The sequence below is a fragment of the Protofrankia sp. CiP1_Cm_nod4 genome, from assembly GCF_982290645.1.
Genome location: NZ_CEVIVC010000018.1, coordinates 35,249 through 36,666 on the forward strand (window position 1 = coordinate 35,249; position 1,418 = coordinate 36,666).

Consider the following 1,418-nt stretch of genomic DNA (forward strand, 5'->3'; position numbering starts at 1 on the left):
CGGCCCCGGGCGCGGGCCCGTGGATGCCTTCTCGCCCTGTGTGACTACGTAGAGTAATCAATCGCTTCGGTCCGTGTGTGACTTTCCGTCCACAGGCCCGGGTCAGGGGTTGACGGGAGCTCTCCCGGGCCGGCCGAGCGGGCCGGAAATACCCGGATTCGCCCGACCTGTTCAAGACCCGACAGCCTCTTTCGGCTTTCAGGTCGTGCCCTTTGGCGCTACTCCTGGCATGCTCGGACGCCGTGGACGATCTGCTTGCCCGTGTTCCCATGTTTGCCGGCCTGTCCGAACAGGACCGGCAGGCCCTTAACGATCATTTGGAACGTCAGAATGTTACCCGAGGCGACGTTCTGTTTCGGGAAGGTGAAACCGGAGACCGTGTCTTCGTGATCCTTGCTGGAAAGGTCAAGATTGGCCGTGCGGCGTCGGACGGACGCGAGAACCTCCTCATGGTGATGGGGCCCGGAGACCTCTTCGGGGAACTCTCGCTGTTCGACCCGGGGCCCCGCACGGCCAGCGCGACCGCGGTGACCGACGCGTCGCTGGTCTCCCTGGAGCACACCGCGCTGCGCCCGTGGCTGGCAACCCGGCCCGAAGCGGCGTCGCTGCTGCTGCGGGTGCTGGCCCAGCGCCTGCGGCGGACCAACGACTCCATGGCCGACATGGTGTTCACCGACGTGCCCGGACGGGTGGCCAAGGCCCTTCTCGACCTTGCCGAGCGCTTCGGTGAGCCGGCCCAGCCCGGCAACGAGGCGGCTGGTGTCCGGGTCGAGCACGGCCTGACCCAGGAGGAGCTCGCCCAACTGGTCGGGGCCTCCCGGGAGACGGTCAACAAGGCGCTCGCGGACTTCGCGACCCGCGGCTGGCTGCGTCTGGACTCCCGCGCGGTGGTGCTGCTCGACCGGGAGCGGCTCGCCCGCCGCGCCCGGTAGGGCGTAAGCCGGCGGACGCCGGTCGACGCGGGCGTGTTCGGCCCACGCGACCGGGGGTCCGCCGGGAGACGCCCCTGGTTCCGGCCTGAGGGGGCACAGGCTGGCTGACTCCCGTCCCAGCAGGTCCTGACCGGTACGCCTGGCGTACCGGTCAGGACCTGCCCTCACATCATGAAGATCTTCTTTGCTGGGTCGGCTGCAGGCGCCGGACCCGGCTGCTGTCGTGCGCGCCGCCATGCCCGTGCCGCCGCAGCGGTGGTTGTCACACCGTCGCGACGTACATGACCCACTATCTGACCGGACCCGCTGACCGGACCTACTACCTGGCCCGTCGCGTCGTATCCGAATGGCTACCAGCTGCCACTGCTGTCACTGCCACCTGCGCCACTGCCACCTGGCACCTCCGCGCGGTTGTCCCGCGCGGTCATGCCTGCGTGGTCGGCTCCGCCAGGGACGGCACCGTCGGCGCGCCCGCCGGGGATGCCG

At 69.5% G+C, this 1,418-nt stretch carries 1 protein-coding gene; it reads left to right on the plus strand.

Annotated features, from left to right (window positions below; all coding sequences use genetic code 11):
• Positions 1 to 386 precede the first annotated feature (386 nt).
• On the plus strand, positions 387 to 932 hold the full coding sequence (locus AC5LSR_RS06005; protein WP_277602717.1) for a Crp/Fnr family transcriptional regulator: 546 nt from the start codon (positions 387 to 389) through the stop codon (positions 930 to 932).
• The last annotated feature ends 486 nt before the right edge of the window (positions 933 to 1,418 follow it).